At 64.7% G+C, this 19,431-nt stretch carries 16 protein-coding genes and 1 pseudogene; 11 read left to right on the top strand and 6 right to left on the bottom strand.

What is annotated here, in order from left to right; translation table 11 throughout:
- Positions 1 to 308 precede the first annotated feature (308 nt).
- On the bottom strand, positions 309 to 770 hold the full coding sequence (locus P6U30_RS25700) for an Lrp/AsnC family transcriptional regulator (protein WP_016841346.1): 462 nt from the start codon (positions 768 to 770) through the stop codon (positions 309 to 311).
- A 131-nt stretch (positions 771 to 901) separates the two neighbouring features.
- Between P6U30_RS25700 and P6U30_RS25695 the strand changes: the two genes are divergently transcribed.
- Both P6U30_RS25695 and P6U30_RS25690 read left to right on the top strand, forming a co-directional pair.
- A complete protein-coding gene (locus tag P6U30_RS25695) occupies positions 902 to 3,268 on the top strand; it encodes a transketolase (protein WP_407165661.1) in 2,367 nt (788 codons plus the stop codon).
- Between the two features lie 300 nt (positions 3,269 to 3,568).
- Positions 3,569 to 4,999, top strand: a complete 1,431-nt coding sequence (locus P6U30_RS25690; RefSeq protein WP_407147586.1) for an aldehyde dehydrogenase family protein — start codon at positions 3,569 to 3,571, stop codon at positions 4,997 to 4,999.
- Between the two features lie 211 nt (positions 5,000 to 5,210).
- Here P6U30_RS25690 and P6U30_RS25685 read toward each other — a convergent pair whose 3' ends face one another.
- On the bottom strand, positions 5,211 to 6,173 hold the full coding sequence (locus P6U30_RS25685; protein ID WP_407165660.1) for an SMP-30/gluconolactonase/LRE family protein: 963 nt from the start codon (positions 6,171 to 6,173) through the stop codon (positions 5,211 to 5,213).
- A 113-nt stretch (positions 6,174 to 6,286) separates the two neighbouring features.
- Here P6U30_RS25685 and P6U30_RS25680 point away from each other — a divergent pair, with 113 nt between their 5' ends.
- Complete coding sequence (locus P6U30_RS25680) at positions 6,287 to 7,108, top strand: NAD-dependent epimerase/dehydratase family protein (RefSeq protein ID WP_407165659.1); 822 nt, start codon at positions 6,287 to 6,289, stop codon at positions 7,106 to 7,108.
- On the opposite strand, the gene P6U30_RS25675 is transcribed toward P6U30_RS25680, so the two are convergent.
- A complete protein-coding gene (locus tag P6U30_RS25675; protein ID WP_407165658.1) occupies positions 7,109 to 7,819 on the bottom strand; it encodes an invasion associated locus B family protein in 711 nt (236 codons plus the stop codon).
- On the opposite strand from P6U30_RS25675, the gene P6U30_RS25670 reads away from it, so the two are divergent.
- Complete coding sequence (locus tag P6U30_RS25670; protein WP_407165657.1) at positions 7,818 to 9,521, top strand: IlvD/Edd family dehydratase; 1,704 nt, start codon at positions 7,818 to 7,820, stop codon at positions 9,519 to 9,521. The genes P6U30_RS25675 and P6U30_RS25670 overlap by 2 nt on opposite strands.
- An 8-nt stretch (positions 9,522 to 9,529) precedes the next feature.
- On the opposite strand, the gene P6U30_RS25665 is transcribed toward P6U30_RS25670, so the two are convergent.
- On the bottom strand, positions 9,530 to 10,327 hold the full coding sequence (locus P6U30_RS25665) for an enoyl-CoA hydratase/isomerase family protein (RefSeq protein WP_407170539.1): 798 nt from the start codon (positions 10,325 to 10,327) through the stop codon (positions 9,530 to 9,532).
- A 250-nt stretch (positions 10,328 to 10,577) separates the two neighbouring features.
- Here P6U30_RS25665 and P6U30_RS25660 point away from each other — a divergent pair, with 250 nt between their 5' ends.
- Together P6U30_RS25660 and P6U30_RS25655 are read left to right on the top strand one after the other, a co-directional pair.
- Positions 10,578 to 11,798 (top strand): NAD(P)/FAD-dependent oxidoreductase, encoded by a 1,221-nt coding sequence (locus P6U30_RS25660; RefSeq protein WP_407165656.1) that lies wholly within the window; start codon positions 10,578 to 10,580, stop codon positions 11,796 to 11,798.
- A 104-nt stretch (positions 11,799 to 11,902) separates the two neighbouring features.
- Positions 11,903 to 12,052: pseudogene (locus P6U30_RS25655) on the top strand (oxidoreductase C-terminal domain-containing protein); the annotation flags it as partial.
- Positions 12,053 to 12,147: 95 nt separating this feature from the next.
- On the opposite strand, the gene rbsK reads toward P6U30_RS25655, so the two are convergent.
- Together rbsK and P6U30_RS25645 are read right to left on the bottom strand one after the other, a co-directional pair.
- Positions 12,148 to 13,077: a ribokinase gene (gene rbsK / locus P6U30_RS25650; protein ID WP_407165655.1), complete on the bottom strand. Its 930-nt coding sequence runs from the start codon at positions 13,075 to 13,077 to the stop codon at positions 12,148 to 12,150.
- A 21-nt stretch (positions 13,078 to 13,098) separates the two neighbouring features.
- Entirely contained in the window at positions 13,099 to 13,992 is an 894-nt protein-coding gene (locus P6U30_RS25645; RefSeq protein ID WP_407165654.1) for a sugar kinase, read from the bottom strand.
- 233 nt (positions 13,993 to 14,225) lie between these two features.
- On the opposite strand from P6U30_RS25645, the gene P6U30_RS25640 reads away from it, so the two are divergent.
- The 5 genes from P6U30_RS25640 to P6U30_RS25620 all read left to right on the top strand — a co-directional run bounded on the left by P6U30_RS25640 (position 14,226) and on the right by P6U30_RS25620 (position 19,346).
- Positions 14,226 to 15,068: a VOC family protein gene (locus P6U30_RS25640; protein ID WP_407165653.1), complete on the top strand. Its 843-nt coding sequence runs from the start codon at positions 14,226 to 14,228 to the stop codon at positions 15,066 to 15,068.
- Between the two features lie 381 nt (positions 15,069 to 15,449).
- Positions 15,450 to 16,154 (top strand): TetR family transcriptional regulator, encoded by a 705-nt coding sequence (locus tag P6U30_RS25635; protein ID WP_407165652.1) that lies wholly within the window; start codon positions 15,450 to 15,452, stop codon positions 16,152 to 16,154.
- 271 nt (positions 16,155 to 16,425) lie between these two features.
- Positions 16,426 to 17,235, top strand: coding sequence for an ABC transporter permease (locus tag P6U30_RS25630; protein ID WP_407165651.1), 810 nt, complete (start codon positions 16,426 to 16,428; stop codon positions 17,233 to 17,235).
- Between the two features lie 113 nt (positions 17,236 to 17,348).
- A complete protein-coding gene (locus P6U30_RS25625; protein WP_407165650.1) occupies positions 17,349 to 18,347 on the top strand; it encodes an ABC transporter substrate-binding protein in 999 nt (332 codons plus the stop codon).
- 150 nt (positions 18,348 to 18,497) lie between these two features.
- On the top strand, positions 18,498 to 19,346 hold the full coding sequence (locus P6U30_RS25620) for an ABC transporter ATP-binding protein (protein ID WP_407165649.1): 849 nt from the start codon (positions 18,498 to 18,500) through the stop codon (positions 19,344 to 19,346).
- The last annotated feature ends 85 nt before the right edge of the window (positions 19,347 to 19,431 follow it).

The following is a 19,431-nucleotide window of genomic DNA, read 5'->3' as shown; positions in this document are numbered from 1 at the left end:
ACTTTTGCCCAAGTGTGCCAACCACACCCGTCATTGCGAGCGAAGCGAAGCAATCCATCCCTCCGCATATGCGGCGCAATCGGTTGGTTCGCCGCTTCGCTCCTCGCAATGACAGTGTTGAGACATCGAACGCAAACTATCCTCACCGTCGTCCCGGCGCAGGCCGAGACCCATAACCACAAATGCCGATTGTTGCGTGTCGCCGGAACGACGAGTCCCCTTACAACACCAGCCGCGGCGTGTAGGTCCCGGCCTGCGCCGGAACGACGGTGACCCTTTGGCAAGAGCGTCATCGAAGGCAGGCCGACCTATACCGGCAGCGCGGTCGAATACTTCACCTGGCTCAAGGCAAAACTCGACTCGATCGAGGCGATGCCGTCGAGCCGGGTCAGCTTGTTCTTGAGGAACGCCTCATAGGAGGAGAGGTCGGCGGCGACCACGCGCAGCAGATAGTCGCGGTTGCCGGTCATCAGATAGCACTCGAGCACCTCGTCCCATTTGGAGATCGCGCGCGCGAAGCGGTTGAGGTCTTCCTCCTTCTGCCGGGCGAGCTTAATCGAGATGAAGACAGAAACATGCAGCCCGATCGATTTCTGGTCGACGGTCGCGATGTAGCGAGAGATCACGCCGCGCTCCTCGAGCAGCTTGACCCGGCGATGGCAGGGCGACACCGACAGCCCGACCTTGTCGGCGAGCTCCTGCATGGTCATGCGGCTGTCGGTTTGCAGCAGACTCAGGATCTTGCGGTCGATGGCATCGAGGGCAGGCATTAGGACAAACTCGCAGGTTGAGGCCAGATCGTGGGAATTTATCCCAATTATTCCTGTGCTGTCGCGTGGAATTGAGATTTTTGGGCCACAGGCCGGCAGTAACATCGGCGATATCGCCTGGGAGCTTTGCCATGGGAATAGCGCCTGAACGCCTCGACATGCTGTCCGCTTTGGCCCGCAAGGTGCTGTGGCTGTCGTCGTGGACCATCCACCACGCCAACCATGTCAGGCCGAACACCGATGGCTTGAAGGTCGGCGGCCATCAGGCATCGTCGGCCTCGCTCGCCAACATCATGTCGGCGCTTTACTTCTCGGTGCTACGCCCGCAGGACCGCGTCGCGGTGAAACCGCATGCGAGCCCGGTGTTCCATGCGATCCAGTATCTGTTCGGGCATCAGACCCGCGACAAGCTGGAGAATTTCCGCGGCTACAAGGGTGCGCAATCCTATCCGTCGCGCACCAAGGATGCCGACGACGTCGACTTCTCCACCGGCTCTGTGGGCCTCGGCGTCGCGCAGACTTTGTTCGCCTCGCTGGTGCAGGATTATGTCAAGGCGCATGGCTGGATGGAGGATCGCCCCGAGGGCCGCATGATCGCGCTGGTCGGCGACGCCGAGATGGACGAAGGCAACATCTTCGAGGCGCTGCTCGAGGGCTGGAAGCACGGCCTGCGCAACACCTGGTGGGTGGTCGACTACAACAGGCAATCGCTCGACGCCGTGGTGCGCGAAGGGCTATGGGCCAAGTTCGAGACCATGTTCCGCAACTTCGGCTGGGACGTGGTGATCGTGAAGTACGGCAAGCTGATGCTGGAAGCGTTTGCCGAGCCGGGCGGCGAGGCTTTGCGGCGCTGGATCGACAATTGTCCGAACCAGATGTACGCGGCGCTATGCTTCCAGGGCGGCGCCGCCTTCCGCAAGCACTTGCACGACGATATCGGCGACCAGGGGCAGGTCACGGCGCTGATCGACCGCCGCAGCGACGATGAGTTGCTGGCACTGATGTCGAACCTCGGCGGCCACGACATGGCGAGCATGATCGAAGCGTTCGAAGCCATCGATCACGATCGTCCGGTCTGCTTCATCGCCTACACCATCAAGGGCGTCGGCCTGCCGATGCAGGGCCACAAGGACAACCACGCCGGCCTGATGACGGTGGCGCAGATGGAGAAGTGGCGCACCGCGCAGAACATCCGTGTCGGCCATGAATGGGACAAGTTCGAGGGTCTGTCGCAAGATCCCGCCAAGCTCGAAGCCTTCCTGGCGGAGGCGCCATTCAACCGCGAGGGGCGCCGCCGCCTGTCGGCGCCTGAGATCGACGTTCCCGAGCAGCTCGCCTTCAAGGCCTCGGCGCAGATGTCGACGCAGCAGGGTTTCGGCCTCGTGCTGCATGAGCTCGCCCGCGGCGACAGCGCGCTGGCCTCGCGCATCGTCACGGCGTCGCCCGACGTCACGGTGTCGACCAATCTCGGCGCCTGGGTCAACCGCCGCGGCCTGTTCGCGAAGCTGGAGAACCATGACCTGTTCCGGCAGGAGAAGATTCCGTCCGCCTACACCTGGGAGTATTCGCCGAAGGGGCAGCATATCGAGCTCGGCATCGCGGAGATGAACCTGTTCATTATGCTCTCTGCGCTCGGGCTGTCGCACCAGATCAATGGCGTGCGGCTGCTGCCGGTCGGCACGCTCTACGATCCCTTCATCGAGCGTGGCCTCGATGCCCTGAACTATGCTTGCTATCAGGATGCCCGCTTCATGGTGGCGGCGACGCCGTCGGGCGTGTCGCTGGCGCCGGAGGGCGGCGCGCACCAGTCGATTAAGACGCCGCTGATCGGGATCGGGCAGGACGGGCTCGCCTCGTTCGACCCGGCCTTCGTCGATGAACTTGCCGTGATCATGGCTTTCGGCTTCCAGCACATGCAGCGCGAGGGCGCCGACGGCGGGTCAGTCTACTTGCGGCTCTCGACGCGCACGATCGAGCAGCCGCAGCGGATCATGACGCCGGACCTGCGGCGCGACATCACCGACGGCGCCTACTGGCTGCGCAAGCCGGGCCCGAACTGCGACTTGGTGGTGGTTTATACCGGGACCGTCGCGACCGAGGCGATCGAGGCGGTGGGCCTGATCGGCGAAAGCCATCGTGATGTCGGCCTGCTGGCGGTCACCTCCGCCGACCGCCTCTATGCCGGTTGGTCCGCAGCGCGGAATTTGCGCCGCGACCGGCGCGGCGTGCAGCATTTGAGTCATATCGAGCGATTGCTCGCGCCGCTCGGCCGCGACTGCGGCATCGTGACCGTAATCGACGGCCATCCGGCTGCGCTCGGCTGGCTCGGAAGCGTGCGCGGCCACAGGGTCGAGGCGCTCGGCGTCGAGCATTTCGGCCAGACCGGGACGATCGGCGACCTCTATCGACACTACGGCATCGACGCCAACGCGATCATCGACGCGGCCGAAAGCCTCTCCGTCGGCGCCCCGGTGCGGCATCGCAAGATGGCGGTGTAGTCGTTACTGGCTCCACATCGTCGTCCCGGCGAAGGCCGGGACCCATTACCACGAACGGAAGTTGTGAACGCGACTTGTTGCCCCTGCCTTCCATCAAATGGGCATTGGTGGTTATGGGCCCCGGCCTTCGCCGGGGCGACGGTTGAAGCCTTGCCACCGGCGCGTCCCGGATCTTATATCCGCGGTGCGCGCACGAGCCGCGTCCCGCATATGGCGGGTTCAATTCGCCCGGCTTTCGTGCAAGGATGCCTGCCGAACGCTTCCGTTCCCTTTCCATACGCCCCGTACAAGAGGTTTCCGATGGTCAATCGCATGCAATTCTACATCGATGGCGCCTGGGTCGATCCGGTCGTCAAGAAGTCCACCCCGGTCGTCAATCCGGCGACCGAAGAGGCGATGTATGAGGTTGCGCTCGGCTCGAAGGCCGATCTGGACAAAGCGGTCGCCGCCGCCAAGCGCGCGTTCGAAACCTATTCCAAGACCAGCCGCGAGGAACGCATCGCGCTGCTCACCAAGATCGTCGAGGTCTACAAGGGCCGCATGAAGGAGATCGGTGCCGCCGTCTCCGACGAGATGGGCGCGCCGCTGCCGATGGCGGAAAAGCTGCAGGCCGGTGCCGGCCTCGGCCATCTCATGAACACTCTCGAAGTGCTCAAGAAGTACGATTTCGAGGAGACCATGGGCACCGCCGTGATCGTGCGCGAGCCGGTCGGCGTCGTCGGCATGATCACGCCCTGGAACTGGCCGCTCAACCAGATCGCCTGCAAGGTCGCGCCCGCGCTCGCCGCCGGCTGCACCATGATCCTGAAGCCCTCCGAGTTCACTCCGACCTCGGCGCTGATCTTCGCCGAGATTCTCCATGAAGCCGGCGTGCCGAAGGGCGTGTTCAACCTCGTCAACGGCCTCGGCCCGGAGGTTGGCGCCGCGATGAGCGAGCATCCGGATATCGACATGATCTCGTTCACCGGCTCGACCCGCGCCGGCGTCGACGTCGCCAAGCGCGCTGCGCCGACCGTGAAGCGCGTCAGCCAGGAGCTCGGCGGCAAGTCGCCGAACGTCATCCTCGAAGGCGCCGACCTGACCAAGGCGGTGACCGGCGGGGTGATGCACATGTTCAACAACTCCGGCCAGTCCTGCAACGCGCCGTCGCGCATGATCGTGCCGCTCTCCAAGATGAAGGAAGTGGCCGCGATCGCGAAGGGCGTTGCTGACAAAACCAAAGCCGGCGATCCGCGCGCGGCTGACACCACGATCGGTCCGGTCGTCAACCGCGGTCAGTGGGACAAGATCCAGGCGCTGATCCAGAAGGGCATCGACGAGGGCGCAACGCTCGTCGCCGGAGGTCCGGGCCTGCCCGAGGGCGTCAACAAGGGCTTCTACGTTCGCCCGACCATCTTCGCCGACGTCACCAATGAGATGACGATCGCCCGCGAAGAGATCTTCGGGCCGGTGCTGACCATCATCGGCGCCAAGGACGAAGCCGACGCCGTGAGGATCGCCAACGACACACCGTATGGCCTCGCCGGTTACGTCTCGGCCGATACCGTGGAGAGCGCGCGCCGCGTCGGGCGTCAGATCCGCGCCGGCAACGTCAACCTGCAGGGCGTGCCGAACGAACGCACCGCGCCGTTCGGCGGTTACAAGCAGTCCGGCAACGGCCGCGAGTGGGGCCGCTACGGTCTGGAAGAGTATCTCGAGGCCAAGGCCGTCGCGGGCTACAACGCGGCGTAACCTGACCCACGAGAGATGCGATTTTGGCGCCGGGGCGGATCACCGCTCCGGCGTCAGGCATTTTGAAGGTAGAAGTTTTCATCGTCGTCCCGGCGCAGGCCGGGACCCATTACCACAGGCCTTCGTTTGGCGAAGAATGCAGCCCCAGCGTGCCAAGCCAAGGTCCGCCGGTGGTTATGGGTCCCGGCCTTCGCCGGGACGACGACAAGGATCAACCGCCGAGTGCGCCTTGGGTATTCACATAGAGTGCATAGATCGACTGGCTCGCCGCCATGAACAGGCGGTTGCGCTTCAATCCGCCGAAGCAGAGATTGGCGCAGCGCTCCGGCAGCGCGATGCGGCCGATCATGACGCCGTCGGGCGCGAACACGACGACGCCGTCGAGCTCGGGATCGCCCATGCCCCAGCCGCACCAGAGATTGCCGTCGATGTCGCAGCGCATGCCGTCGGGTGTACCCGGCCCGGCATCGATAAACACGCGCTTGTTGGAAATCGTCGCGCCATCCGGCGACACGTCATAGGCGAGGATCTTGCGGTTCGGCACACCGCGGGATTCCACGACGTAGAGGATCTTCTCATCCGGCGAGAAGCACAGCCCGTTCGGCCCCAGCACGCCTTCGGCGACGATGGTGGCCTTGCCGGTCTCGGGATCGAGCCGGTAGACATTGGGGTCGATCTCGGGCTCGGCCTTGTAGCCTTCGTAGTTGCCGAGCAGGCCGAAGGTCGGATCGGTGAACCAGATTGAGCCGTCGGATTTCACCACGACGTCGTTCGGCGAGTTCAGCCGCTTGCCGTCATAGGAGTCGACCAGCACCGTGATCGAGCCGTCATATTCGGTGCGCACCACGCGGCGGCCGCCGTGTTCGCAGGTGATCAGCCGGCCCTGGCGGTCGCGGGTGTTGCCGTTGGCGAAGTTCGAGGGCTTTCGGAAGATGCTGACCGCGCCGGTCTCTTCCTCCCACTTGATGATGCGCTGGTTCGGAATGTCGCTGCACAGCAGGTAGCGCCCGTCGCCGAACCATACCGGACCTTCGGCCCAGCGCAGCCCGGTGGCGAGCCGTTCCACCGCGGACAGTTTCAGCCAGTACTTCTCGAAGCGCTGATCGAGCGCGTGGATAGCCGGATCGGGATAGCAGGTCGCCGGACGCCAGCCGGCGGAATGAGCATCGGACATTTGCTGTTCTCGTTGTGGTGTCTTGCCGGTGTTTCCTTGGGCGACTGGTTTGCTATCATTGTCGGCCTGCGACCGCAATTCGGCCGCGGCGACCGCGAAGAACGAGGGACGGAATGCCACGCATATTGATGACCGGCGCGTCGGGTGGAATCGGCACCAGCCTGCGCAAGCTGCTGCCGCCGATCTATCCGGACCTGCTGTTGAGCGACATCAAGCCGCCGAGCGATCTCGGCAAGAACGAGCAGTTTAAGGCCGCAGACCTTGCCGACCTCGCGCAGGTCGAGGCGATCTGCGAGGGCGTCGAGGGCATCCTGCATTTCGGCGGCTATTCGGTCGAGGGCCCCTGGGATTCGATCCTGCAATCCAACATCATCGGCTGCTACAATCTGTTCGAGGCGGCGCGGAAGAAGGGCGTCAAGCGGGTGATCTTCGCCTCGTCCAATCACGCCGTCGGCTTCTATCCGCGCCATCACCGCATCGGCACCGACGTCACGGCACGGCCGGACAGCCGGTATGGCGTCAGCAAGGTGTTCGGCGAGGCGGTCGGCGCGCTCTATGCCGACAAGCACGGGCTCAAGGTCACTTGCATCCGGATCGGCAATTTCGGCGAGCAGCCGCTCGATCATCGGCGGCTCTCGATCTGGCTCAAACCTGACGATCTCGTGCAGCTCTGTCGCATCGGGCTCGATCACCCCGACATCCATTTCGAGATCTTCTACGGCGCCTCCTACAATGAGCGCGCGTGGTGGGACAACCACCGCGCCTACGATCTCGGCTATCGTCCGACCGGCCGCGCCGAGGATTTCCGCGAGCACGCGATGGCCGAGCAGGCCAAGCTGCCGCCGGATCCGGTCGGCGACTTCTACCAGGGCGGCTCGTTCTGCAGCATGGAGTTCGACGGCGACAAGGGAAGGGTGATCGACTGGAAGAAATAATCAGTCCTCGCATGACGGGAGCTGCGGGGGAGCCTGCTTTGCGCTTTGCGGGTTTCCGGGCCCGTCAAAGGTCTGGGCGAAGTGGGTGAGCGGAAACGAGAGGTTGATCGTCTGACCCGTCAAGCTCTTTGCTTCCATCGTCACCGCTTGTGCATGCTTCAGCCGCGTGACCAGCTCGCCGTCGGCTTCGTACGTGCCGCCGCAGCCCAGGGTGTAGCAATGCGGCTTCGCGATCCGAATCGGATCGTCCTGGTCGATCCGGAGGCTGATCGCGCCTTCCAGCATGGTCCGTGTTGCGACATTCGCGGTCAGAAGCACGCGTTTGCTGTTTTGCGGCGAGACGCTGATGGTGCCGCCCGACGGCGAGCACTGGCCGCGGGCGCTGGCGCTGACGAAGCAGCTCGCCTGAGTCAGGCATACCTTGGTCCAGGGTTCATAGGCGAGCTGCGTCGCACGCGCGTCGGCCGCTTTGCCAAGTCCCGGAAATGCGAGGGACGCGGCGAACGACCCAAGCAAGAAAAGCCATCGGCGCATTGCGGTCTCCTTTGCCATTAGCGGGGCACGTATTCCGCCAATGCGGCTTTTTCTCGTTGGCCATGCGTGCGAGACGATCGCGGCGCGTGAAGCGTAATTCGGCACTAACTCATCGCGTATTGACAACAATTCCCTCGACTCCTTTAGTGCGGCAAACAACCACGGGAACTGCAACATGGCTGACGGACTTCGCAAGGGACTGACGAGCTATGGCGATGCCGGTTTCTCGCTGTTCCTGCGCAAGGCTTTCATCAAGGCGATGGGCTATTCGGACGACGCGCTCAATCGCCCGATCGTCGGCATCACCAACACGTACAGCGACTACAATCCGTGCCACGGCAATGTTCCGCAGATCATCGAGGCGGTGAAGCGCGGCGTGATGCTGTCGGGCGCGATGCCGTTCGTGTTCCCGACGATTTCGATCGCGGAAAGCTTCGCGCATCCGACCTCGATGTATCTGCGCAACCTGATGGCGATGGACACCGAGGAGATGATCCGCGCGCAGCCGATGGATGCCGTGGTCGTGATCGGCGGCTGTGACAAGACGCTGCCGGCGCAGATTATGGCGGCGGTCAGCGCCGATCTGCCGACCGTCGTCATTCCGGTCGGGCCGATGGTGGTCGGCCATCACAAGGGCGAGGTGCTCGGCGCCTGCACCGATTGCCGCAGGCTGTGGGCCAAGTATCGCGCCGGCGAGATCGACGACAACGAGATCGAAGCGGTGAATGGCCGCCTCGCGCCGTCGGTCGGCACCTGCATGGTGATGGGCACGGCCTCGACCATGGCCTGCATCACGGAGGCGCTCGGGCTGTCGCTGCCGATGAGCGCGACGATCCCGGCGCCGCACGCCGAACGCTTCCGATCCGCGGAAGCCAGCGGCCGCGTCGCGGCGGCGATGGCGAAATCCAAGGGACCGAAGCCGAGCGAGATCCTCACCCCCGCCTCGTTCCGCAACGCCCAGATCGTCATGCAGGCGATCGGCGGCTCGACCAACGGGCTCATTCATCTGACCGCGATCGCCAACCGGACGCCCCACAAGATCGATCTCGAGGCGTTCGACAAGCTCGGCCGCGAGGTGCCGGTGCTGGTCGACCTGAAGCCGTCTGGCGAGCACTACATGGAGCATTTCCATCACGCCGGCGGCGTGCCGAAGCTGATGGCGCAGCTCGGCGATCTCATCGAGCTCGACGCCAGAACCATCACCGGCCAGACCTTGCGCGAGGTCGTTGCCGGCGCGGAGGAGGTGCCGGGCCAGGATGCGATCCGTCCCAAGGCCAATCCGATCAAGTCCGAGGGCGCGATGGCGATCCTGCACGGCAACCTTGCCCCGCGCGGCGCCGTGATCAAGCAGTCGGCGGCCAGTCCGAAGCTCTTGCAGCATACGGGACGCGCCGTGGTGTTCGAATCCGTCGAGGACATGACGCTGCGGGTCGACGATCCCGCGCTGGAAGTGACGGCCGACGACGTGCTGGTGCTGCGTAACGCCGGTCCCAAGGGCGCGCCGGGCATGCCGGAGGCGGGCTACCTGCCGATTCCGAAGAAGCTCGCGCGGGCCGGCGTCAAGGACATGGTCCGCATCTCGGACGCGCGAATGAGCGGCACTGCATTCGGCACCATCGTGCTGCACATCACGCCGGAGTCGGCGGTCGGCGGACCGCTGGCGCTGGTGAAGAGCGGCGACATGATCAGGCTCGATGTCGCCAAGCGCAGCATCGACCTCCTGGTCGATGAAGCCGAATTGCAGAAGCGTCGCGCCGCGCTGGCGCCTGCGACGACCCCGGGCTGGGCCAAGCGCGGCTATGCGCATCTCTTCAACGAGACGATCCTGCAAGCGGACGAGGGCTGCGACTTCGATTTCATGCGCGCCAAGGGCAAGTAGCTGGCCCCTTACTTCGACTTGCTGGTGAATTTCTTCACCGCGACGCGGAACTCCTCCGTGTTCATGCAGCCGATGATTGCGTCGCGCTCGGCGTCGAGCTGTGCCTCGATCGACGTAGTCGGCGCCTGATGGATCAGCGCCTTGGTGGCGGCAAGGCCGGCGGGCGCGTTCTGCGCCAGCCGTAGTGCGAATTCCCGCGTGGCCGCCTTCAGCTCGACGGCCGGCACGACCTTGGCGACCAGCCCCCACTGCTGGGCCTGCTGCGCGGTAAAGCTGTCCTCGGCGAGGAAGATCTGCAACGCGCGCCGCGGACCGACGCTGGCGGCAAGGCCCACGGTGCCGCCGCCATCCGGCGAGACGCCGATCTTGGCGTAGGCCGGCGTGAAACGGGCATCCTCGGCAGCGATGCAGAGGTCGGCGACGAAGGCGAGCGACAGGCCGGCGCCGGCCGCCGAGCCATGCACGCTCGCGAGCACCAGCTTGGGCATCCGCCGCAGCGTAGTGATGAAAGCGTGATAGTGCTGAAGCATCTCGCCGACGACGGGCGCGATCGTGTTGGCCTCGGCGGCCGCGCCGATGGTCTGCAGGTCGCCGCCGGCGCAGAAGGCGCGGCCTTCGCCCTCGATCACGAGCACGCGGACGTCCTTGTTGGCCTCGACTTGCGCGCCGAGCTGCTCGAGCCTCTTCGCAATCGACATGTCGATCGCGTTGAACGCGGCCGGCCGGTTCAGCGTGATGGTGGCGATGGCGCCGTCAATTCGGAGCAGGGCGGGTTCGGGGGTGGGGGTGGCGGCGGAGGCGGGCATATCAAGGACCTTGGGCTCGTCGTTTCCAGCCATTTAAGGCCCTGGCGCGACCGGTGGCAATCCGGCCCGGGAGCGTTTCGGCCCCCGATTTGGCAGAGACCCCCTTGCGCCGGCGCGAGCCATGAGGCCAAATGGCGCCGCCTTCGGTACGCAGACACGAGCGCTGTGGGGACGGGGCAAGCAAGCTAAACATCGACGGAGAGGAAAACGGCATGGGTCACTCCTGCTCGCGCGTATCTGGGTTGTTCCGATGACAACGGGTGCGGTCATCGTCGTCGGCGCGGGGCACGCCGGCTTCCAGCTCGCCGCGTCGCTGCGCCAGGGCGGCTTCGCCGAGCGCATTGTCCTGCTCAACGACGAGGGGCACCTGCCGTACCAGCGGCCGCCGCTGTCGAAGGCTTATCTGAAGGGAACCGGAGGGCCCGACAGCCTGATGTTCCGGCCCGACAAGTTCTACCAGGACAACCGGATCGAGCTGATCACCGATCGCGCCCATGCGATCGATCGTCATGCGCGCAAAGTGACGCTCACCTCGGGCAACTCGCTCGACTACGGCCATCTGGTGTTCGCCACCGGTGCGCGGAACCGGCTGCTGGATATTCCGAACGCCAAGCTCGAGGCGGTGCGATATCTGCGCACCCTCGACGAGAGCGAGGCGCTGCGCCGTCTGCTCGCGCCCGGCATGCGCGTCGTCGTCATCGGCGCCGGCTTCATCGGGCTCGAATTCGCCGCCACCGCGCGCGGCAAAGGGCTCGAGGTCGACGTGGTCGAATTGGCCTCGCGGGTGATGGCGCGGGCCGTGACTGCTGAGATCTCCGAGTTCTCGCAGTCCCGGCACACGGCTGCCGGAATTCGCATTCATCTCGGCGTGCAAGTGACCGGCATCGAGGCCGATGGTGCCAGCGTCACCGGCGTCAGCCTGAGCAATGGCACGCACGTTCCGGCCGATCTGGTGGTGGTCGGCGTCGGTGTGCTGCCGAATGTCGAGCTCGCCGCGGAGGCCGGGCTGCCGGTGGCCTCCGGCATCATCGTCGACGAATATCTGGCGACCGCGGATCCCAACATCTCGGCGATCGGCGATTGCGCGCTCTACACCAGCAAGCGGTTCGGCGGATCGTTGCGGTTGGAATCGGTGCAGAACGCGACCGACCATGCGCGCTGCGTGGCGTCGCGGCTGACCGGCAAGAAGGAGGTCTATGACGGCCTGCCGTGGTTCTGGAGCGACCAGGGCCCCGACAAGCTGCAGATGGCCGGTCTCACCACGGGCTACGACCGCGTCGTGGTGCGCGGTGACCGTGCGCAGGGTCAGTTCTCCGCGTTCTGCTATCGCGGCGACACGCTGCTCGGCATCGAATCGGTCAACCGCGCCGGCGATCACATGTTCGGCCGGCGGCTGCTCGGCGCAGGCGGCTCGATCACGCCGGAGCAGGCGGGGGATATGAGCTTCGATCTGAAGAGCGCGTTGGCGTAATCCGGTAGCGCGTAGGGTGGGCAAAGCGTAGCGTGCCCACCATCACGAGCACAGTGCTTGATGGTGGGCACGGCGCTTGCGCGCCTTTGCCCACCCTACGCATCTGCTATCGCGGTGACACGCTGCTCGGCATCGAATCGGTCAACCGCGCCGGCGATCATATGTTCGGCCGGCGGCTGCTCGGCGCAGGCGGCTCGATCACGCCGGAGCAGGCGAGGGATATGAGCTTCGATCTAAAGAGCGCGTTGGCGTAATCCGGTAGCGCGTAGGGTGGGCAAAGCGTAGCGTGCCCACCATCACGAGCACAGTGCTTGATGGTAGGCACGGCGCTTGCGCGCCTTTGCCTACCCTACGCATCTTCGTCGCGACGACGTGGAGAGAGGCTGTCCTCCACCTCCTGCGCCGTTGGCATCGACGGCGCGGCGCCCATCCGTTGCACGCAGATCGAGGCGGCGACGTTGGCATAGGTGAGCGCATCGCGCAGTTTCTTGCCGGCGGCGAGTTGCGAGGCGAGCGCGCCGACGAAGCAATCGCCGGCGCCTGTGGTGTCGACGGCCTTGACCTCGCGGCCGGGAATCAGCAGCGGCTCGCGCTCGACCAGCGCCAGCACACCGCGCTTGCCCAGCGTGACGCAGACGATCTTGTCGGGCGCCAGGGCGCGTGCCGCTTCGGCGAAGCGCGCCGGTGCGTCGCTGTCGCGCAATTCCAGACCGGCGAGCAGGCCGAGCTCGGTCTCGTTGAGGATCAGGATATCGACGAGATTGAGCAGCGACGCGTCCGCCTTTTGCGCGGGCGCCGGGTTGAGGACTGTGGTGGCGCCGGCGGCGCGGGCGCGTGCGAAGAAAGATGCGATCGCCGGCAGCGGGATCTCGAACTGGCTGACCGCGATGTCGCCCTTGGTGAGGGCAGGCGCTGCGACGTCGTCAGCATCGACTTTGGCATTGGCGCCGGGAACCACCACGATGGTGTTGTCGGCATTGGCGATGGTGATGATCGCGGTGCCGGAATGGGCGCCGGGCGTGTCCTTGACGAAGGCGAGGTCGACGCCTTGCGCAGTGAGGAAAGTTCTCAGCTCCTGCCCGAACGCATCTGCTCCAAGCCGGCCGACCAGCGTGGTCGGTGCGCCAAGCTTGGCCGACGCCACGGCCTGATTGGCGCCCTTGCCGCCGGGGAAGTAGAGCACGGCGTCACCGGCTACGGTCTCGCCGATCCGCGGGTGGCGCTCCGTGGTGGCCACCACGTCCATATTGATGCTGCCGGCGACAAAGACGCGCCCCATGCCTCGCTCCATTCAGCCGCGTCAGACCGCGGCACGAAACTCCCGCCTGACCGCCTCGATGTCGGCGAGCGTCGGCAAGCCCGCCTCGTTGCCGAGCCTCTGGATCTTGTAGGTCGACGCCGCGCGGGCGAACTCAAAATGCTCGCGCCAGGCTTTGGTCGGATCGGCGAGATAGGAATAGATGTAGGCGCCGTGGAAGACGTCGCCGGCGCCGTTGGTGTCGATCACGCGCGTGCGCGAAATCGGCAGCGCCGGCAGGGTGCGCGTCACGCCCGCCTCGTCATACCAGAGCAGGCCGCGTTCGCCCATGGTGATGCCGCCGACGCGGCAGCCGCGGCCCTTGAGATAGTCGAGCATCTGCTCCGGCGTCTTGTCCATCTGCTCGCACAGACGTTCGGCGACGATCGCGATATCGATGAATTGCAGCAGCTCATGGGTGTTGGTCCGCAACCCGCCGCCGTCGAGCGAGGTCAAAATGCCGTCCTCACGGCAGAGCTTGGCATAGTGGATCGCGGCGTCCGGCTGATGGCCGTCGATGTGCAGTGCGCGACAGCCCTTCAGGTTGAGCAGCGGAAACGGGTGGATGTGCTGGTCGTCGCGGCAGCGCACGATCGCGCGCTTGCCGTCCTTCGGCATGATGAAGGACAGCGAGGAGGAGTTGACCTTGCGGGGGTGGAACGAGATGCCATACCGGTCGGCCATGTCCCAGAACATCCGCCCCAGCCAATCATTGGCCATGGTCGCAATCAGGTCCGGCTGGATGCCGAGCTTGGCGCAGCAGAATGCCGCGGTCACGGCATTGCCGCCGAACGACACCGCATATCGGTCGGCGACGTGCTTCTCGTCGCCTGTCGGCATGTGGTCGGTGATGAAGGTGACGTCGATATAGGTCTGTCCGATGAAGAGGGCCTGCATTCGCTTTCCGTCGTGGCTTGCTGTGATCCCGGCCGGTGTTCCAGATTAGCATTGCTGGTCGGCCGATATCGCTGAAAATATTCGCAAACCTGCCTGGTTTGCGGGTAGAGATGACGCGGGTGCGCGGATTGAGGGCCGTTTTGGCATTCGGCATAACGGCCGGCCGCGCTCCACGGTTCCGGGTTGCGGCGTAAGGAGAACACAATGACGGCAGAATCGGGGAGGCGGCGGCCATGATCAGCAGTCTCGATCACGTCGTCGTCCTGACCGGCGATATCGCTGCTGCCAGCGCCGCCTATGAGACGCTGTTTGCTCGCGCGCCCGCCTGGCGCAACAGCGGCGACGGCGCGGATCGCGTGCTGTTCACGCTCGACAACACGACGCTGGAACTGATGGCGCCGCGCGGCGATGACGCCGCCGCCCAGCATGTCCGCAGCGCACTCGCCACGCAGGGCGAAGGGCTGGCGAGCCTCTGTTTCCGCACCGTTGATATTGCCAAGATGCAGCGCCGGCTCGACCGCCTGGCGCTGAAGCCGGAGCCGATCGCCGAGGTGGAGAGCCGTGACGAGGCCAGCGGCGCCGTGCTGTCGTGGCGACGCACGCGGGCGGCCACCGATGCGACACGGGGCGTGCGCATGTTCTTCCTGGAGCGGGCGAAGGAGCGGCCGCTGTCGGTGCGCACGACGCCCGCCTCGATCACCGCGATGGACCATGTGGTGGTCTCGACCGCCGATCCGGAACGCGCCGCCGCGCTGTATGGTGCCCGGCTCGGGCTCGACATGGCGCTCGATCGCTCGCATCCGGACTGGGGCCGGCTGATGTTCTTCCGCTGCGGCGATCTGATCGTCGAGGTCACGCACAAGCCCGGCAAAGCCGAGGCCGATGCGGCCGACCGGCTGCGCGGCATCTGCTGGCGCGTCGCCGACATCGACGCCACGCATGCGCGGCTGGTTGCCGCCGGCGTCGATGTCTCCGAGGTGCGCACCGGCCGCAAGCCGAGCACCAGGGTGATGACGGTGCGCAGCGGCACCTGCGGCGTGCCGACGCTGCTGGTGCAGCCGTCGAAGGCGGAGTGAGGAAGGCGATCTTGTCGAGCCGCGTCACGGTCGTCCAGGTCTAGCCCGCGCAGTTCACGTGCCGTCGTCCCGGCGAAGGCCGGGACCCATACGCTGCGGCTTTTGTTGTGAATGGCACTCGTCGCTCCAGCATCGCACAACGATGAGCATTTGTGGTAATGGGTCCTGGCTTTCGCCAGGACGACGCTGGGAGTAAGCCTCGCTCGATGTCTCCGGCCGTCATCGCGAGGAGCGAAGCGACGAAGCAATCCATTGCTCCGCATGTGCGGGCGCTAGGCGTCAGGCCTGCTTGGACTTTCACCCACGATCATCACAACATTCATTCTCAAACCCTGCGCGCCGTGCTACATTCATACATTCAGCATCACTGAGCGATCGATTTTGGCCAAGGCAAAGCGAATATTGAAATGGCAGCGCGACCCCGAAGGAATGCGGTTGCGCATTCTCGAGGCCGCGAAGCAGGAATTTGCCGCCCATGGCCTCGCCGGCGCACGCGTCGACCGCATCGCGGAGATGGCCGGCGCCAACAAGCGCATGCTGTACTACCATGTCGGCAACAAGGAGGATCTTTATCTCGAGGTGCTGGAAGGCGCCTACGAGAAGATCCGCGCCGAGGAACGCACGCTTGATCTCGAGCACCTCGATCCGCCTGAGGCGATCGCGCGGCTGATCGATTTCACCTGGAACTATTTTCTGCGGAATCCGGAGTTCCTGGCGCTGCTGAACACGGAAAACCTGTCGAAGGCCAGGCATCTGAAGCGCTCGACCAAGGTCAAGTCGATGCATTCGCCGTTCGTCGAGATGATCCGCACCGTGGTGACGCGTGGGGTGGAGAGCGGCGACTTTCGCGTCGCGGTCGATCCGGTGCAGCTCTATATCTCGATCGCCGGACTGGCGTTTTTCTATCTCTCCAACAGCGCGACGCTCAGCGTCATCTTCGGCCGCGACTTGCTGAGGAAGGAGGCGCGTGACGAGCGTCTCGATCACATGATCGCGCTGGTGCTGGCGGCGCTGACCGGCAAGTCCACGGCCGCGTTCGGCAAGGCGAAGATGCCGGCGCTGCAGCCGGTACATCAGGCGATGTAAGGCTGGGAGTTGGCCGCCGTTCGTCATTGCAATGACGGCGCGTGAGTCTTCACCTCGGAGCCCGGATGGAGCGCAGCGCAATCCGGGAAAACTCGATCCGCGGGGATGGCGCGGTCACGGATTGCGCTGCGCTCCATCCGGGCTCCGGATCATCACCGGTAAAATTATCGCCTGACGAAAGTCGTGGGATTTCGCCACGCGACGGGTCTGGACAGTATTTATCCAACGGGTTAATTTCAGCCACGAAGAACAGCGATCCAGGGAGCGTGACGTGGCGGAGGCGAAGAGCCCTTCAGGCGTATCGAAGGTGCTGAATGCGGCGTGGGTGCGCCCGTTCCTGTTCCTTGTCGTCATCGTGGCGGCGTGGGATCTCTCGATCCGCCTGTTTCACATCCCGGCCTACCAGATCCCGTCGCCCGGCGACGTCGTCGCGGTGCTCTGGAGCGACTGGCCGGAGCTTTTGCAGCAGTCCTGGCCGACGACCTACGCGACCATCTGCGGCTTCCTGCTCTCGGCGCTGTTTGGCATTCCCGTCGCGATGCTGATCGCGGGCTCGAAGACGGTTGAGAGCTACGTCTATCCGCTGCTGGTGTTCTCGCAGTCGGTGCCGAAGATCGCGATCGCGCCGCTGTTCGTGGTGTGGTTCGGCTTCGGCATCATTCCCAAGGTGATCTCGGCGTTTCTGCTCGGCTTCTTCCCGGTGGTGGTCTCGGCGGTGCAGGGCTTCAAGTCGGTCGACCCCGACATGGTCGATCTGGCGCGTGCGATGCAGGGCAGTCGCTTCCAGGTGTTCCGCGCCGTCAACCTGCCGCATGCGATGCCCGCGATCTTCTCCGGCCTGAAAGTGTCGGTGACGCTTGCCGTGGTCGGCGCCGTCGTCGGCGAGTTCGTCGGCTCCAATTCCGGCATCGGCTATGTGATGCAGCGCTCGATCGGCACATTCGATCTGCCGACGATGTTCGCCGCGCTGGTGATCCTGGCGCTGCTCGGCGTGATCCTGTTCTGGATCGTCGACCGCATCGAGCGGCTGGTGATCCCCTGGCACGTCAGCCAGCGCGACGACATCATCTTCGCTTCGTAGGACTACACAACGACAAGAGCCGTCGTCATTGCGAGCGAAGCAATCCATGGCCCCACAAGCAGAAGAGTGGATTGCTTCGCTCCGCTCGCAATGACGAAAAACAGGGAGAAAACGTGATGCGATTGATCATCGCAGTTGTTGCGACGCTGGCTTGGTTCATCTCGGCGATCATGCCGGCAGCCGCCGCCGACAAGGTCGTGCTGATGCTGAACTGGTACGTCTATGGCGAGCACGCGCCGTTCTATTACGGCAAGGCCAAGGGCATCTATGCCGCCGAGGGCATTGATCTCGAGATCCAGGAAGGCCGCGGCTCGGCAGCGACGACGCAAGCGGTGGCTGCCAAGACGGCCGATTTCGGCTATGTCGATATTCCCACCATGATGCGCGCGGCGGTGAAGGGCGCGCCCGTCATCGCTACCGGCGTGCTGTTGCAGACCAGCCCGATGTCGGCGATGAGCCTCGCCGACAAGAACATCCGCAAGCCCGAGGACATCAAGGGCAAGACGGTCGCGATCACGCCGGCGGATTCGATGACGCAGATCTGGCCGCTGTTCCTGAAGAAGACCGGCCTGAAGGAAAGCGATTTCCACACCGTGGCCGGTGACGGCCAGACCAAGCTCAACGCCGTGATCAACGGCCAGGCGGATCTCCTGCTCGGCTATGTCATGGACCAGTCGATGAAGATCAAGGATGCGACCGGCAAGGACGTTTATCCGATCAAGTTCGCCGACTACGGCATCAACATGGTGTCCTCGGGCATCATCGCCAACACCGCCTATGTGAAGGCCAATCCCGATCTGGTCCGCCGCTTCATGTCGGCGACCACAAAGGCGGTGGAAGCCGCCGAGAAGGATCCGAAGGCCGCCGCGCAATCGATCCTCGACGCCAACCCGAAGGGCGGCAAGATCGACACGCTGACGCAAGGCTTCGAGCTGACGATCCCGCTCTACCGTACGCCCGAGACCCAGACCAAGCGGCCGTTCCAAGTCACCGACCAGAACATGACGGAGTCGGTCAATCTGATGGTCGAGTATGGCGGTCTCGACGCCAAGGCCAAGGACAATCCGAAGGCTTTCTACACCAATGATTATCTGCCGAAGAGTGGCTCGTGAACCATAGATACCGATTGTCGTCCCTGCGAAAGCAGGGACCCATAACCACCGGAGTTGATTGGTGCGGAAGGTCTCTGCTCGCGTGCCCGAACGAGAAGCCGCGGCGTATGGGTCCCTGCTTTCGCAGGGACGACGGAGGAGAGGGGCGCGATGAATCCTGCAACCAGACCCGCTGAGCCCATCCAACCAGCCGCACATCTGCGCCTGGTGTCGGGCCGCGCGGAGGGCGCGGCGCCGGGGATCACGCTCTCCGGCGTCTCGAAGACTTACCGGTCGCGCGACGGCGATGTGCCGTCGCTGCGGCCGCTCGACTTCACCATCAATGACGGCGAGTTCTTCGTCGTGGTGGGTCCGTCCGGCTGCGGCAAGTCCACGCTGCTCAAGATGATCTCAGGGCTCTTGCCGCCGACGACCGGCGAGGTGCTGGTCGACGGCGAGCCGGTGACCAGGCCGCACGGCAATGTCGGCATCGTGTTCCAGAACGCGTTGCTCCTGCCCTGGCGCAACATCCTCTCCAACGTGATGCTGCCGATCGACATGAAGCAGTTGCCGCGCGGCAAATATCTCGACCGCGCCAAGGAGCTGCTGAAGCTGGTCGGGCTCGAGGGCTTCGAGAAGAAGCTGCCCTGGCAGCTCTCCGGCGGCATGCAGCAGCGCGCCTCGATCTGCCGTGCGCTGGTGCACGATCCCAAGATCATGCTGATGGACGAGCCGTTCGGCGCGCTCGACGCTATGACGCGCGAGCGCATGAATGTCGAATTGATGCGGATCCAGCGCGAGACCGGCAAGACGGTACTCCTGATTACACACTCGATTCCGGAAGCCGTGTTCCTCGCCGACCGCGTGCTCGTGATGACCGAGCGGCCCGGCGCGATCGCCGCGATCTACGACGTGCCGCTGCCGCGGCCGCGCTCGCTGGATTCGATGTCCGATCCGATCTTCACCGAACTGGTGCAGCAGATCCGGAAGCACTTCTTCACGCAGGGTTCGCTGGATTAGGGAAGCCAGATTTGCTCTACGCTGTTGCCGCATCCACGGTCCACCTCTCCCCTTGTGGGAGAGGTCGGATCGCATCGCAAGATGC

Source organism: Bradyrhizobium sp. ORS 111, from assembly GCF_045571485.1.
GTDB lineage: Bacteria > Pseudomonadota > Alphaproteobacteria > Rhizobiales > Xanthobacteraceae > Bradyrhizobium.
The sequence above is the reverse complement of the archived record's forward strand: the minus strand, read 5'-3'. Positions and strand labels throughout refer to the sequence as shown.